Annotated in this window: 13 protein-coding genes, 1 pseudogene and 1 other annotated feature; of the genes and pseudogenes, 1 reads left to right on the plus strand and 13 read right to left on the minus strand. The window is 41.3% G+C overall.

Features of this window, described 5'->3' with window-relative positions; translation table 11 throughout:
* Nucleotides 1-4: 4 nt before the first annotated feature.
* From rlmB to MHH87_RS17620, 8 genes are all read right to left on the minus strand, one after another.
* The gene (gene rlmB / locus MHH87_RS17585; RefSeq protein ID WP_340750702.1) at nucleotides 5-760 is read right to left on the minus strand and encodes a 23S rRNA (guanosine(2251)-2'-O)-methyltransferase RlmB; all 756 of its coding nucleotides are present in this window, start codon (nucleotides 758-760) and stop codon (nucleotides 5-7) included.
* A 1-nt stretch (nucleotide 761) separates the two neighbouring features.
* Entirely contained in the window at nucleotides 762-1178 is a 417-nt protein-coding gene (locus tag MHH87_RS17590; protein WP_340750704.1) for a Mini-ribonuclease 3, read from the minus strand.
* A gap of 1 nt (nucleotide 1179) precedes the next feature.
* Complete coding sequence (gene cysS / locus MHH87_RS17595) at nucleotides 1180-2583, minus strand: cysteine--tRNA ligase (protein WP_340750706.1); 1404 nt, start codon at nucleotides 2581-2583, stop codon at nucleotides 1180-1182.
* Nucleotides 2580-3233 carry a serine O-acetyltransferase gene (gene cysE / locus MHH87_RS17600; protein ID WP_340750709.1) on the minus strand — a complete coding sequence of 218 codons (654 nt, stop codon included), beginning with the start codon at nucleotides 3231-3233 and terminating at the stop codon, nucleotides 2580-2582. The genes cysS and cysE overlap by 4 nt, the downstream gene beginning before the upstream one ends.
* Before the next feature lie 148 nt (nucleotides 3234-3381).
* Nucleotides 3382-3597: a binding site (T-box leader), on the minus strand.
* A gap of 185 nt (nucleotides 3598-3782) precedes the next feature.
* On the minus strand, nucleotides 3783-5243 hold the full coding sequence (gene gltX, locus MHH87_RS17605; RefSeq protein ID WP_340750711.1) for a glutamate--tRNA ligase: 1461 nt from the start codon (nucleotides 5241-5243) through the stop codon (nucleotides 3783-3785).
* Between the two features lie 151 nt (nucleotides 5244-5394).
* Nucleotides 5395-5871: a 2-C-methyl-D-erythritol 2,4-cyclodiphosphate synthase gene (gene ispF / locus MHH87_RS17610; protein WP_340750713.1), complete on the minus strand. Its 477-nt coding sequence runs from the start codon at nucleotides 5869-5871 to the stop codon at nucleotides 5395-5397.
* A gap of 10 nt (nucleotides 5872-5881) precedes the next feature.
* The gene (gene ispD / locus MHH87_RS17615) at nucleotides 5882-6565 is read right to left on the minus strand and encodes a 2-C-methyl-D-erythritol 4-phosphate cytidylyltransferase (RefSeq protein WP_340750715.1); all 684 of its coding nucleotides are present in this window, start codon (nucleotides 6563-6565) and stop codon (nucleotides 5882-5884) included.
* A 19-nt stretch (nucleotides 6566-6584) separates the two neighbouring features.
* Nucleotides 6585-7673: a PIN/TRAM domain-containing protein gene (locus MHH87_RS17620; protein ID WP_340750718.1), complete on the minus strand. Its 1089-nt coding sequence runs from the start codon at nucleotides 7671-7673 to the stop codon at nucleotides 6585-6587.
* Nucleotides 7674-8051: 378 nt separating this feature from the next.
* Between MHH87_RS17620 and MHH87_RS18980 the strand changes: the two are divergent.
* Nucleotides 8052-8255, plus strand: a pseudogene (locus MHH87_RS18980) (acetate uptake transporter); the annotation flags it as partial.
* A gap of 260 nt (nucleotides 8256-8515) precedes the next feature.
* Here MHH87_RS18980 and radA read toward each other — a convergent pair.
* The 5 genes from radA to MHH87_RS17645 form a co-directional block, all read right to left on the minus strand.
* The gene (gene radA, locus MHH87_RS17625) at nucleotides 8516-9889 is read right to left on the minus strand and encodes a DNA repair protein RadA (RefSeq protein ID WP_340750720.1); all 1374 of its coding nucleotides are present in this window, start codon (nucleotides 9887-9889) and stop codon (nucleotides 8516-8518) included.
* 320 nt (nucleotides 9890-10209) lie between these two features.
* Nucleotides 10210-12654 (minus strand): ATP-dependent Clp protease ATP-binding subunit, encoded by a 2445-nt coding sequence (locus MHH87_RS17630; RefSeq protein ID WP_340750722.1) that lies wholly within the window; start codon nucleotides 12652-12654, stop codon nucleotides 10210-10212.
* On the minus strand, nucleotides 12644-13756 hold the full coding sequence (locus tag MHH87_RS17635) for a protein arginine kinase (protein WP_340750724.1): 1113 nt from the start codon (nucleotides 13754-13756) through the stop codon (nucleotides 12644-12646). The genes MHH87_RS17630 and MHH87_RS17635 overlap by 11 nt, the downstream gene beginning before the upstream one ends.
* Nucleotides 13753-14298, minus strand: coding sequence for a UvrB/UvrC motif-containing protein (locus tag MHH87_RS17640; RefSeq protein ID WP_340750726.1), 546 nt, complete (start codon nucleotides 14296-14298; stop codon nucleotides 13753-13755). The genes MHH87_RS17635 and MHH87_RS17640 overlap by 4 nt, the downstream gene beginning before the upstream one ends.
* A gap of 12 nt (nucleotides 14299-14310) precedes the next feature.
* Nucleotides 14311-14778: a CtsR family transcriptional regulator gene (locus MHH87_RS17645; protein WP_340750728.1), complete on the minus strand. Its 468-nt coding sequence runs from the start codon at nucleotides 14776-14778 to the stop codon at nucleotides 14311-14313.
* Between the last annotated feature and the right edge of the window lie 330 nt (nucleotides 14779-15108).

Here is a 15108-nt window from a genome sequence, read left to right on the forward strand (position 1 = left end):
ACACTTATCCGTTAACTTCTTGTCGCTTACGGTACACTTCATACATAAGTAACGCTGCTGCTACTGACGCATTTAACGAAGTAACATGACCAACCATTGGCAAGTGGTAAAGGAAATCACATTTATCTTTTAAGAGACGGCTCATGCCCTTGCCTTCACTTCCAATAATAAGCGCAAGTGGTAATGTCGCATCCATCTTGCGGTAGTCTGCTGAACCTTTTGCATCTGTACCCGCAATCCAAACGCCACGGTCCTTTAGCTCGTCCACTGTTTGCGCTAAATTCGTTACACGTACAACCGGCACGTGCTCAATTGCTCCTGTAGAGGATTTTGCAACAACCGCCGTTAAACCAACTGCACGGCGCTTCGGAATGATAATGCCATGCGCCCCAATTGCATCTGCTGTACGCATAATGGAACCTAAGTTATGCGGGTCTTCTAACTCATCTAAAATTAAAAAGAACGGGTCTTCACTTTTTTCTTTCGCTGCTGCGAATAAATCGTCTAGCTGGGCATAATCATATGCCGCAACGGACGCTACGATCCCTTGATGATTAGCATCTGTTAGCTGATCAACCTTTTTCTTCGGGACAAATTGTACAAGGACTCCACGTTCACGTGCTAAATCCAGCAATTCGTTAATACCCGCTTTTTTAACCCCTTCGCCAATCCATACTTTATTAATTTCACGACCTGAACGAAGTGCTTCTAATACCGGATTTTTACCTGCGATCATTTCTCCATTTTGTTCTTCCGCCATTTCATGACACTCCTTTTGATTCTTCAATGATTTCAATTGCGTAATCAATTATTTCATTTACGCGGTCTAGTTGTTTCGTTAGGAATAGACTACCTAATACCGCCTCAAAGCCTGAGCTATTACGGTAAGTTCGTACGTCTGTATTTTTCGGAACAGAGCCCGATTTCGCATTGCGCCCACGACGGAATACAGCGAGCTCCTCTTCCGTTAAAAATTGTACATCTATTAAGCGATGCATAATCATGGACTGTGCTTTTGCTGATACATAACTTGTCGCCTCTTTATGCAGCGCATTCGGCTTTACGCCTCCTGATAACAGCAGGTGTTCACGAATGCGCTGCTCTAAAACTGCGTCACCCATATATGCGAGTGCGAGTGCATTTAACTGTTTTACATCTTGTGTTCGAAGCTTATGCATATTACTGTCCTCGTTTCCAGCGTGTCCCTTGACGAGTGTCTTCAAGTACAATATCCATGCTCAGTAGTTGGTCACGAATTTCATCAGAACGTGCAAAATCACGGTTTTTACGTGCTGTGTTACGCTCAACAATTAACGCTTCGATTTCTTCATCTAATAAACCCGCTTCTACCGCTACTTGAATTCCAAGGACCTCACCAATAGTATCAAATGTAACTAAGAATGCCTGCAGTACAGTTACATCTGTATTGCTTTCGTTTAAGTAAATGTTCGCAATACGTGACAGATCGAATAATACTGAAATCGCGTTCGCTGTATTGAAATCATCATTCATCGCCTCTTCAAACTGTACTTTTGCCGTGGCAATTTTTTCTAACCAATCATTGCTACCATCTGCTAAGCTTGCCGTTGTCGTTAAACGGTGCTGCACATTGGCATAGGCTGTACGAATTCGTTCTAACCCCACACGAGCCGATTCAACTAAATCTTGAGCAAAGTTAATCGGATGACGGTAATGTACAGATAGCATGAAGAAACGCAGGACTTGCGGATCAATTTGCTTGCGGATGTCATTAACTAATACAAAATTACCAAGAGATTTAGACATTTTTTCGTTATCAATATTAATGTACCCGTTATGCATCCAGTAACGTGCGAATTCTTTATTATTATGCGCTTCTGATTGCGCGATTTCATTTTCATGGTGAGGGAATGTTAAATCCTGCCCACCCGCATGAATATCAATTGTGTCTCCTAAATGTTCACGTGCCATAACCGAACACTCGATATGCCAGCCTGGGCGTCCATCCCCCCAAGGAGATGCCCAAAATACTTCGCCTGGTTTTACAGCCTTCCAAAGCGCGAAGTCTAGAGGGTCTTCTTTTTTCTCACCCGCTTCAATTCGTGCCCCTACTTTCAAATCATCAATTGATTGATGTGATAGTTTACCGTAGCCGTCAAATTTACGCGTACGGTAATAGACATCGCCTTGTGATTCATATGCATAACCTTTTTCAATTAGAACCCCAATAAAGGTAATAATGTCATCCATATGATCAGTTACTCGTGGATGAGCGTCTGCTTTTTTACAACCCAGTGCTGTAATATCTTCAAAATAAGCACCGATGAAACGTTCCGTTAACTCAAATACTTCCTCACCAAGCTCGTTTGCTGCTTTAATAATTTTGTCATCTACATCTGTAAAATTTGATACGAATTTCACATGATAGCCTGCGTATTGTAAGTAGCGGCGTACTGTATCATAGACAATAACTGGACGAGAATTTCCGATATGAATATAGTTATAAACAGTTGGTCCACATACATACATTTTTACTTTGCCTTCTTCTAACGGAATGAAAGGCTCCTTTTGTCTTGTTAACGAGTTAAAAATTTGAATACTCATTTGCTGCTCTCCTTTTGTAATCGTGTAATTTCTTGTTGTACTAGTTGTAAGGATTTCTCTAAGTAATCACAGCGATCTCCCATTGGGTCAGGGAAATTTTGATGATCTAATTTCCCCTTATTTTCTAAGCAAATACCGTCTTTTATAACGACCTTGCCCGGGATGCCAACAACCGTTGCATTTTGCGGCACATCTTTTAACACAACAGACCCTGCCCCTACTTTACTATTTTCACCGACAGTAATCGAGCCAAGTACTTTCGCACCCGTCGCCACAAGTACATTATTTTCTAAAGTCGGGTGACGTTTCCCCTTTTCTTTTCCCGTACCACCTAGCGTAACACCTTGGTAAAGAGTGACATCATCACCAATCTCACATGTTTCCCCAATAACCACACCCATACCATGATCAATAAAGAAACGACGACCTATTACTGCACCTGGGTGAACTTCAATGCCTGTAAAGAAGCGACTGACTTGTGAAATACAACGTGCAATAAAGTAAAATTTTCTTTTGAAAAACCAATGTGCAATGCGGTGTGACCAAGTAGCATGTAAGCCTGAATACGTTAAAACGACTTCTAATACGCTACGTGCAGCAGGATCATTTTCAAAAATAGTCGCTACATCTTCCCTCATTCGTTTAAACATCAACCAACCTTCTCTCTTTTTTGATTTCCCCAAAATCAGAAAGACACATCTCACCCAAAAAGCGTGAGCTAATTTCCTTTATTATGCGGTTAAGAACGTTCTTCTTTCTTAACCATAAAAAAAACGTCCCCGCCACCTCATTAAAGGTGACAGAGACGCTTGTTTGCGCGGTTCCACTCTGGTTGAGGGCATACACCCTCCTCTCAAAAGTCCAATAACGTGGACGAACCGACTTAGCCTACTTCATTTCAACTAAGTACTCAAAGGTGCATTTCTGTTTTGCCTGGGCTCAGACCACTTTCAGCCGGTGATGGTCCTCTCTAAAGAGCATGCGCCACATACTTCTCCTTCTCAACGCGTTTTAATTATGTGCAATGTAAATTCATTTTACATAAATTTTCTGAAAAAACAAAGTTTTTTCTCTTCTGGGCATTTTCGCCACATTCTCGAAGCCGCTTTGATCCCTCGGGCGAAAGTTGAAAACCCACTTTCACTTCGGACTTTCCATCGCTTATCAGATGTAAAAAGGCGCAAATGCACTATTAATTATTACTTAGCGTATTTTTCTACTCGTGCAATTGCTTTTTCTTGACCAATTAACGCGATCGAATTCGGTAATTCTGGGCCATGTGTTTGACCAGTTGTTACAACACGGATTGGCATGAATAAGTTTTTCCCTTTATGACCTGTTTCTTTTTGCACTGCTTTAATCGCCGCTTTAATCGAATCTGCATCAAATGACTCTAATACTTCAAGTTGTTTTTTGAATGAAGCCATTACTTCTGGAACTTGCTCACCAGCTAATACTTCGTTTGCCTCTTCATCATATTCGATTTCATCTACGAAGAATAGGCTAGATAATTCCACGATTTCTGCACCAAAGCTCATTTGCTCATGGTAAAGACCAATTACATCAGCAGCCCATGCATATTGCTCTGCAGAAAGTTCTTCTGGTAAAAGACCTGCTTTTTGTAAGTGCGGCAAGGCAAGTGCCACTACATTTTCACGAGATAATGTTTTAATATATTGGTTATTCATCCAAGTAAGCTTTGTTTTATCAAACATCGATGGTGATTTAGAAAGGCGTTTTTCATCAAATAATTGGATGAATTCTTCTTTCGAAAAGATTTCATCCTCCCCTTCTGGAGACCAACCAAGTAAACCAAAGAAGTTGAACATCGCTTCTGGTAAGAAACCAAGGTCTTTATATTGCGCAACGAACTGAATAATTGTTTCGTCACGTTTTGATAATTTTTTGCGGTCTTCGTTCACGATTAATGTCATGTGACCGTACGCTGGATATTCCCAACCAAATGCATCAAAGATCATCATTTGTTTTGGTGTGTTTGATAAATGTTCTTCCCCACGGAATACGTGTGAAATTTCCATGAAGTGATCATCAAGAACAACCGCATAGTTGTAAGTTGGAATACCGTTCGCTTTAACGAGCACCCAGTCACCGATATCTTTTGACTCGAATGTAACCTCACCGCGTACTAGGTCATTGAATTTATAAGTTGTATTTTCTGGAACAGCCATACGAATAGTGTATGCTTCGCCAGCAGCTTCTTTCGCCGCAACTTCTTCAGCCGATAAATGACGACAAGTACCATCATAAGTTGGTGCTGCTACGCCGTTTGCTTTTTGCGCTTCACGAGCTGCTTCTAATTTTTCTGAAGAACAGAAGCATTTATACGCTTGGCCAGCTTCCAACATTTTTTCTGCATGCTCTTTATAAATATCTAAGCGCTCCATTTGGCGGTACGGTGCGTATGGACCACCGATATCAATTGATTCATCTGGTGTAATACCTAACCAACGTAAGTTATCCAGCTGAGATGCCTCTCCACCTTCTACGTTGCGTTCGATGTCTGTATCCTCAATACGAACCACAAATGTTCCGTTATGGTGTTTTGCATATAAGTAATTGAATAACGCTGTGCGTGCTCCACCGATGTGTAAGAAACCCGTTGGAGATGGCGCATAACGTACGCGAACTTGTTTCGTCATAGTTAAATGCCTCCTAATTGTATCGTGCAAATTATTGTATATTTTGGCTACATAAGCCCTTTTACTTTAACTCCGTTCATTTTACCACTGTGTTTCATAGAATAAAAGTAGCGCATGCCAATGAATTTGGCACACGCAAGATTTTCAGACTTTATTTTTTGATTAATAAAATCGTTGCCATTGCAGCGATCCCTTCCTCACGACCAGTGAAGCCTAACTTTTCTGTCGTTGTCGCTTTCACATTCACTTGTGTGGGATCGGCATTTAATAACTCCGCAATGCGATTTTGCATTTGCCCAATATATGGCGCCATTTTCGGACGCTGTGCCATTATCGTGCAATCAACGTTACCAAGCACATAACCTTTATCCTCAACAATTTTCCAGATGTACGCAAGTAACTTTGCTGAATCTGCATCTTTCCATTCTGGGTCTGTATCAGGGAAGTGACGACCAATATCCCCTTCACCAATTGCGCCAAGTGCGGCATCTGTTACAGTATGTAGTAATACGTCTGCATCAGAGTGACCTAGTAAGCCGCGGTCATGGGGGATTTCAATTCCACCTAAAATTAATGGACGTCCTTCTGCAAAGGCATGAACGTCAAAACCTTGTCCAATACGAAACATACATATCCTCCTAGCGGCTACGATTCGCTAAAATCGCCTCACCGAATAATAAGTCTTCTTTAGTTGTCATTTTAACATTTTCATAGCTACTCTCAACAATGTGCACTTTGTGACCAAGTCGCTCTACTAACATTGCCTCGTCAGTACCGAGAAAACCAATCTTTTCCGCTACATCTGCCGCTTCTTTAATCAGATCAAACCGAAAAGCTTGCGGCGTTTGAATTACCCACAAACTTTCACGGTCGACTGTTTCAGTAATGACGCCTTCTGTCACCTTTTTCATCGTATCCTTCGCGCGCACACCCGCAATAGCAGCACCTTTTTCGTAAGCCGTCTGCGCTAAACGCACAATAATTTCTTGGGTAATAAATGGACGCGCAGCATCATGGACGAGTACAATGTCCACTTCTTTCATTTCTTTAATACATGAATGAACCGAATGCTGACGCTCCTCACCACCAGCTGGTAAACCTTTGACTTTCGTCATGCCGTACGCGGTGAGGAGCTCTTGGATAAATGTGCGCTCCTCTGGCTTTACTGCAAGCCAAATACCAGTACAATTAGCATCCTGTTCAAATACTGTGAGCGTATGAATTAAAATCGGACGGTCTTGTAATTGTAAAAATAATTTATTTTTCCCTGCCCCCATACGCTTACCGCTTCCGGCAGCAGGCAATACTACTTCATATCGCAAAAAATCCACTTCCTACTCTTTATACAGCTTTATCTTCTTTTGGTTTCGCGAAAATCATACGACCAGCAGACGTTTGCAGTACGCTCGTCACTGTTACGGTAATCGCTTGACCAATAAATGCGCGCCCACCTTCAACGACAATCATCGTACCATCATCTAAATAAGCAATACCTTGATTATGCTCTTTGCCGTCTTTTATGACAACCACCTGCATATCCTCTCCAGGAATAACAATCGGTTTAACAGCATTCGCTAAATCATTAATATTTAATACTTGTACTTGATGCAACTCACATACTTTATTTAAATTGAAATCATTCGTTAAAATTTGTGCATTCATTTTTTTGGCTAACCGCACAAGCTTTAAATCCACTTCCTGTATGTCTTCGAAATCAACTTCTGTAATAAGTACCTTTGACGCGCGCTCATCTTGCAGGCGCTTTAGTATGTCTAAGCCTCGGCGTCCACGAGTGCGTTTTAATGTATCCGATGAATCTGCAATATGCTGTAGCTCAGTTAATACAAACTGCGGTACAACAAGTGTCCCCTCAACAAAACCTGTTTCCGAAATATCCGCAATGCGCCCGTCAATAATTACACTCGTATCTAACAGTTTATACAACACCTTCTCTTCTTGCTGAGCAAGTGCTTCAGTGGCCTTCCGCTTAGCCGAAGATTTCGTTGAAAACATTTGTAATAACTCATCACGTTTCTTAAAACCTAGACGGAATCCTAAATACCCCGAAATAATGGTCAACGTAACCAGCACTAAATCAGTGACAACGGGAATCTCAATACGATTGATGCCAAATCCAATTAGAAACGCAACACTTAGTCCAATAATTAGACCAAGCGTACCAAATAGTAAATCACCCACCGGCAATTTAAACAGTGTATCTTCTAGCCATGTAATCAAACGCACACAATAATCAGACAATACGAATGACAACACAAATAAAATCGTTGCTCCTAGAGTTACCGAAATATATGGATTGTTGATCCAAGGATTAGATGATAAATTAATAAACTCGTATAATGGCGGTAAGAAAAGTAGACCTAACGCTCCCCCGATAAATAGAAATGCAACTTGAATTACCATTTTTAACATTGTTTTCACCTCCTATTTTAATTATACATAGTTACCTACTTATTGGCGATGTATAAACACGCGCTTCATAATAGTACAGAAGTTGAATTCATTTCTCAACCTTACGACAAAATATGCTGTTTTAAACAATATTTCTATAAAAATTCGTAATTTTAACAAATTTCGCTGCATAAAATTAATACAATAATTCTCCCTGGAATGAACTCCTTCTTGCAAAATGTCTTTATCATATAGTTAACATAAAAAATGTAGTATAAACTCCGTACATTTCAGATAAATGGCACAGTTTTACACATCTGTATTAGATTCTGCGCATAACAACACTTTTGCTACGCTAGCTTTGCTCTTTTGAGGAAGATTATCCGAATAAGCTGATTTATCCAAGCAGGTGTATTTGGAGAAGTACGACAAACGTCTGGTGATATCCGCTAACTCGGCGCCGTCTACATAGGGTATTTACCGTTTACCCTTTTCATGACAATTGGAGCGACCGAGACGAATAAAGTATTATTTACTCCCTTTGTGTTAATCGACTTTTTATTTTTCAGTCTAGCACTTAGCTTGATAGGCATAATGGCACATAACATTTGATTTCCATTACGAAACCCCTTCGCGATAATAAACTATTATTTTACCAGAAATTATACCCGTACATATCATTTATATGTCATCTATAAACAATCCAAAGTATTCTATATTTATAAAAATTATCACTACATTATTTAGGTACTACCCTATTTATAAAATTTCTTACCAAATGAAGAAAACACGTTAGAACGACAAGCATTCTAACGTGTTTTCAGCGCGATCGGCACTCTCGGTCCATGCATCATATACACAAGTTATAAATCATTGAAACACTGGCGTAGCGAATCGCTAATCGTTTCAACACCCACTACTTGAATACCGGCTGGATAATCCCAACCTCCGATATTCGACACTGGGATAAAGGCGCGCTTAAAGCCAAGTTTTGCCGCCTCTTGTACACGATGCTCGATACGTGAAACACGGCGCACTTCTCCTGTTAATCCTACTTCACCAATAAAACAATCGGTCGGCCGAACAGCCTGATCTTTAAAGCTCGACACAATCGAAGTTAACACAGCTAAATCGATGGCTGGCTCGTCTAATTTCACGCCGCCCGCTACTTTAATATAAGCATCCTGCGCTTGTAGCATCATGCCCATACGTTTTTCAAGTACCGCCATTAATAACTGCACGCGGTTTTGGTCAACACCTGTTGCCATTCGCTTCGGATAATTAAAGCTTGTAGGTGTTACAAGTGATTGAATCTCGACTAAAATTGGACGCGTCCCTTCCATCGACGCAACAATTGTCGAACCCGCTACTCCTTGCGAGCGCTCCTGAAGAAATAACTCAGACGGATTTAATACTTCCTTTAAACCGCCTTGTAGCATTTCAAAAATTGCAATTTCATTCGTTGAGCCGAAGCGATTTTTCTGACTCCGTAAAATTCGGTGGTTATGATGACGCTCCCCCTCGAAATACAGAACCGTATCTACCATATGCTCAAGCAGACGTGGGCCAGCAATTTGCCCTTCTTTCGTTACGTGACCGACTAAGAAGATCGCGATATTTTTCGTTTTCGCAATGCGCATCAATTCTGCTGTACATTCACGGACTTGCGACACACTTCCCGGTGCACTCGTTACTTCCGGATGATGGACCGTTTGTATCGAGTCAACAATGACAAACTTCGGTTGCACTTCTTCAATCGTTTGGTGGAGAAATTCTAAATTCGTTTCCGAGTAAATATAAAGCTCCGCTGATTTTACACCTAAACGCTCCGCACGCAGCTTCGTTTGACGAATCGACTCCTCACCAGAAATATATAATACGCGCTTTCCTTGATTTGAAAGCAGTGCAGACACTTGTAATAATAACGTCGACTTACCAATTCCCGGATCACCGCCAATTAGCACGAGCGAGCCAGGTACAATTCCACCACCAAGTACGCGGTTAAACTCATCCATTTCTGTAACAATCCGTGTTTCTTCTTGTGTTTGAACATTTATAATCGGAGTCGCTTTTGTTGTTGTACTTGAATGTTGGAAGGCACCACGAGGCCCTTTTGTAATAATTTCTACTTCTTCATTCATTGTGTTCCACTCACCACAGCCCGGACAACGCCCCATCCATTTTGCAGCTTCGTAGCCACAACCACTACACATAAATTTTGTTTTTTTCTTCGCCACTTGCATGCCCCTCCAAATGTTTGTTCTCATTTTATTGTACAGTAAATAAGCAACGCGTTCTAATGTTATTGTCTGCAATCAGCCAAACGCATCTTTTGCGTTCACTCAGTTAAATTTCATTGTATTTTTCTAACGGCATTTGTCTCAATCGGCGAAATTCACACACAACTTATTTTAAAATAAGCGAAACTGGCACATATTTACGGTTATGTTGTATCACGAATCCATCGAATTGATAGTTTTGAACAAAAAAACAACAGCCTTTTATTATAATTACAATAAAAAACGAGGCAGGAAATCCTACCTCGAAATTATTATTATTATTTACTTAGTGTTACTTTGTCATTGCTTCGAACGATGAATTCACCGTCAGCAAAGTCTAATACTACTTTATTTTCCTTATCAATCGTGCCTTTTAAAAGCTCCTCAGATAATCGGTCCTCTACATGTTTTTGTAGTGCACGGCGTAGTGGACGTGCGCCATATTGCGGATCGTAGCCTTCTACAACAATCTTATCCAGCGCTGAGTCTGTTAGCTCAAGCTCAATTTCCTGTTCTTTTAGACGCTTTGTTAACGAGCCTGCCATTAATGACACAATCTCTTTTAAATGTTCTTTCTCTAAAGAATGGAACACAATCATTTCATCAATACGGTTTAAGAATTCTGGGCGGAATGCTTTTTTCAGCTCTTCTAGCATTGTCCCCTTCATATCTTTATGCTTGGAAGCTGTATCGCCAACCTTAAAACCTAAGTTTTTCTGATACTTCAGCGCATCGGCACCAACATTTGAAGTCATAATGACAACCGTATTACGGAAGTCAACGGTACGACCTTTTGAGTCTGTGAGGCGGCCGTCTTCTAAAACTTGCAATAAAATATTAAACACATCTGGATGCGCTTTTTCAATTTCATCAAGTAGCACAACTGAGTATGGCTTACGGCGCACTTTTTCTGTTAGCTGCCCACCATCTTCAAAGCCTACATAGCCAGGAGGCGAACCGACTAGACGAGATGTTGAGTGTTTCTCCATATACTCAGACATATCAACGCGAATCATGGCATCCTCATCACCAAACATTACTTCAGCTAGTGCACGCGCAAGTTCTGTTTTACCAACACCTGTTGGGCCTAAGAAAATGAAGGACCCAATCGGACGCTTCGGATCTTTTAGTCCCGCACGTGCTCGGCGAATTGCACGAGAAATGGCTTCTACAGCTTCACTTTGACCAACAACACGTTTATGCAACTCTTGTTCAAGTTGCAGCAGCTTCGCAGATTCTTCTTGTGCAATTTTCGATACCGGGATTCCCGTCCACATTGAGACAACCGCTGCGATATCCTCTACCGTTACTTGCGATTCTTCTTTACCTTGCTTTTCTTTCCATTCCTTCTTCGTTTGCTCTAACTCGGTTTTCATTTTTTGTTCTGTATCACGGAATGCCGCTGCCTTTTCAAACTCTTGGCTTTGTACGGCGGCATTTTTCTCCGAACGGATGCCCTCTAAACGGTCTTCTAACGCCTTTAAATTTGGTGGTACTGTAAAAGAACGTAAGCGTACCTTCGAGCCAGCTTCATCGATTAAATCAATCGCTTTATCAGGTAGGAAGCGATCTGAAATATAGCGGTCTGATAATTTCGCCGCCGCATCTACAGCTTCATCCGTAATTTTTACACGGTGATGTGCCTCGTAGCGGTCGCGCAGGCCTTTAATAATTTGAATTGTTTCATCTACGGATGGTTCATTTATTTGAATTGGTTGGAAACGACGCTCAAGCGCTGCATCCTTTTCGATATATTTACGATACTCATCCAGTGTTGTCGCACCGATGCATTGTAATTCACCGCGCGCTAAAGAAGGTTTTAATATATTCGATGCATCAATCGCACCTTCTGCACCACCCGCACCGATTAATGTATGAAGTTCATCGATAAATAAAATGATATTGCCCGCTTGGCGGATTTCATCCATTACTTTTTTCAAGCGGTCCTCAAACTCTCCGCGGTATTTAGTACCTGCAACCACTGTACCCATATCAAGCGTCATAACACGCTTGTCACGTAGTGTTTCTGGTACTTCATTATTAATGATTTGCTGTGCTAAGCCTTCTGCAATTGCTGTCTTACCAACACCTGGTTCCCCGATAAGTACCGGATTGTTTTTCGTACGACGGGATAAAACTTCAACAACGCGTGTAATTTCTTTTGAACGGCCAATAACCGGATCCAGCGAACCTTCACGGGCTACCGCTGTTAAATCACGCGCTAAACTATCCAGTGTTGGTGTGTTTACGGCTTGGGTTGCGCTTGTGCCATTAGTATTCGAATCATTATTTCCAAGTAAAAGCAGGACTTGCTGGCGCGCTTTATTAATGCTCACACCTGTATTCGCTAATACACGTGCGGCTACACCTTCGCCTTCACGAATTAATGCCAGTAAAATATGCTCTGTGCCGATATAAGCATGCCCCAGTTTACGTGATTCATCGACTGATAGTTCAATAACTTTTTTTGCTCGCGGTGTGTAATGCACGATTGGGCCTACATCCTCGGTCCCTTTTCCAACAAGCTCCTCAATACCTGATTCAATCATTTGTGGGCTAATATCAATGGCTTCTAATGCTTTAGCTGCTATGCCGCCACCTTCACGAATAAGACCAAGTAAAATATGCTCTGTGCCGATTGACTCGTGTTTCCAGCGAATTGCTTCTTCTTGAGCGAGTTGTAAAACTTTTTGTGCACGTTGAGTAAAACGATTAAACATCATACGGTTCCTCTCCTTTTTCTCCTGTATCAGGAGTTTCATTACGTTCTTGTGTCTGTAGCTTTCCTTGCATTAGCTTCGCGCGGTACATATCGCGTTCAGCAGGTTGTAATGTTGTGCCAGCATATTGCTGAATAAATCCAGGCTGTATGAGCAGCATGCACTCATTTAATCTGTTTTGTGAAATTTCTTCTATCAATCCTAAATCCACACCTAGACGAACATTCGATAAACATGTAGCGGCTTCCTCGCTAGTAAGTATACGAGCAAATTTTAATGTCCCAAGTGAACGGCTTAAGCGGTCCTCTAAAACAAGGGGTGCTTGCTCTAGTAGCTGCTTACGTGCCAGTCGTTCCCTTTGAATAATTCGCTCTACAACGTTGCGTAATTCTTCAAGTATGTCGGCTTCTGATTTGCCAAGTGTAATTTGGTTTGAAATTTGATAAACATTTCCTAAATTTTCGCTACCTTCTCCATATATACCCCTAACAACCATTCCTAATCGTGTCATCATTTGAATTAAAGCATTCATTTGCTTTGACATCGTAAGAGCTGGTAGGTGCATCATGACGGAAGCTCGGAGACCGGTGCCCACATTCGTTGGACAGCTCGTTAAGTAGCCATATCGTTCGTGATAGGCATAGGGTATCTTCCTTCGTAAATAACTATCAATACGACTAGCTGCCTCATATGCCTCTTCTATTTGCATGCCCGGTGCTAAGCATTGAATGCGAATATGATCTTCTTCATTGACCATGACGCTCATTGCTTCATTGTCCGTTAAAAATACGGACGCGACTTTTTCATTTTTTGCTAAGTACGGGCTAATTAAGTGTTTTTCTACAAGTATTTGACGCTGTAGAATCGGCATATCTTTAATCGTGAAATAAGAAAAGTGCAGTTGTTCTTCATTTAGTGATAGCAGGGCTTGCATCACCTTATCATTGACTAGCTTAGCCTCTTGCTCTGAAAAGCTAATTGGGAATTTGAGATCGGCTAAATTACGCGCCAGTCGAATACGCGTGCTCATGACAATATCCGTCTGCTGTGCATCTACTATCATCCAGCTCGGAGCGGCATTTGTTAAAAAGTGCTCGATATTCATTTGAAATCGACACCTCCCGCATGGACTCTGCTTTCTAGCATCCGAATTTCATCTCGCATTTTAGCAGCTTCTTCAAACTGCTCCTCCGCAATCGCCTGTTTCATTTGTTCGCGAATCGCAGCAATTTGTTGTAACCATTGTCCGATATGCAACTGTTCACCATCTGCCTTACCGATGTGCTTCGTTCCTGCTTGTAGTCTCTTTAATACATTAGGAAGCTGATCTCTGAACGTTTCATAACACTGTGCGCAGCCGAACCTCCCTTTATTTAAAAAATGACGATACGTAAAACCACAGGACGGGCAAGAGAGTAGTTTTTTGTCCGGATTTTGTTTCTCCTCCTGTACGTTTTTTGGGAATGGTACATTGAGCCAATTCGAAACGAGCTGTTGAAGGGAAACCGGTTCTTCTTTTACTTCAAATTGAAATGGATGGAATTGCGCTGCGCAAACTTCACAATAATGACGTTCAAACTTTTGACCGCTTTGAACTTGCGTCACGGTAACATTTGCATGTCTTTGTTTACAATGTTCACATATCACGTGTCAACACCCCTATAATTTTTCAAATTTAATTGTTCGCAACATCGCTTTTAGTATATATGCTCGAATCTCATCTCGTAGTGGTATTGGCAGGGGTATTGTAGAGCGGTCTATTACTACACGCATTATATTCGCTTCCCGTTCCGAAATTACATCTTCGTTTAGCAGTCGGTATATCATATGCTCCGCACTCGCTTGTGCAATGCCGTTGCCAACCTGTGCATCCATTTCATCCAGTAAGTCGGTTCTTGAATGAACGGTTACACGTAAAATTCGGATATAACCACCACCACCACGCTTGCTTTGCACCAAGTAGCCATGTTCTGCTGTAAAACGAGTATTAATGACGTAATTAATTTGCGACGGTACACAATGAAATTTATCAGCAAGTTCGCTTCGCTTTATTTCAATATACCCTTGTCCTTGTAATTCAATAACATCCTTCAAATACCCTTCAATAATGTCAGTAATATTCTGCATTTTTTTACCTCACCTCATTTGAACGACTGACTTTGACTATCTTTGACTTAAATATACAATAGTCAAAAAACGAAATGCAAATTATAACTTCTTTGCCAAAAGAACTAACGTGTTCATGCGCCTGCTTCGCCCCGACAAGCGCAGAAGAGTCCAAAGTGAAGGTGTTCTTTGCTTTCAACCCGAAGACAGACCGCGACCTTTAAGGGGCTGGCGTTTTCGACTGGAAGTTGGGTGTACTTATTTGAATATTATCCACATAGTGAAATTTTATAATTTCCTTCACAATAAAAAAAACAGCAAAACCTGTATTAAGGTTTCACTGCTCACACG

It is taken from the genome of Solibacillus sp. FSL H8-0538 (genome assembly GCF_038003525.1).
In the GTDB taxonomy this organism is placed as follows: Bacteria; Bacillota; Bacilli; order Bacillales_A; family Planococcaceae; genus JBBOPI01.